Below are 555 nucleotides of genomic sequence, written 5' to 3' on the forward strand. Positions count from 1 at the left end.
ACGTGCACAAGGTAAGCTGTCCCCCGGAGGGCCGAAGGCCTGTAGCGAATTGCCTGGCCTTGTTATAAGCATTTCCCATGGTCATGCTGGATCTGCCCCCTTCTTCTTTGTCTCTTTGCTAACCGAAACACATGAAATTAACAAAAAAATTCCGATGACAGTGCCGACTGGGAATACAAACAAGAGTAACACGCTAAAAATATAAGTAGCGTATAAAGCCGCTGTAACGCCGCGTCGAACGCCAATTTCCATGAGGTAAATAAAGCCTACAAATGGTAGGTATGCATATAGAGCTTTAACGTTTACGTTCCAAGAATTTGGCGCGATAAGAAAAGCTGCCAAACAAAGCAGACCAACAAAGATATAAATCCACTTGATTAAACCTAAGTGGCGAGACAATTTAGCACTTGCAGATTCCATATCAATCGTTCCTCATATCCTTATAACGCCGTGCGCAGCGACGGCTTCCTTTGTGTGATTTTCGCGCAAAAATAGGAGCGAAGCGACTGCACAAAAAGCGCACAAAGCAAGACGTCGGTCTGCCGCACCTTGTTA

1 protein-coding gene is annotated in these 555 nt (G+C 45.2%); it reads right to left on the minus strand.

Features of this window, described 5'->3' with window-relative positions; all coding sequences use genetic code 11:
- Positions 1 to 81: 81 nt before the first annotated feature.
- On the minus strand, positions 82 to 420 hold the full coding sequence (locus B4U49_RS00290) for a hypothetical protein (protein ID WP_078082631.1): 339 nt from the start codon (positions 418 to 420) through the stop codon (positions 82 to 84).
- Positions 421 to 555 lie beyond the last annotated feature (135 nt).

Origin of the sequence: Microbulbifer mangrovi (assembly GCF_002009015.1) — a bacterium.
GTDB lineage: Bacteria > Pseudomonadota > Gammaproteobacteria > Pseudomonadales > Cellvibrionaceae > Microbulbifer > Microbulbifer mangrovi.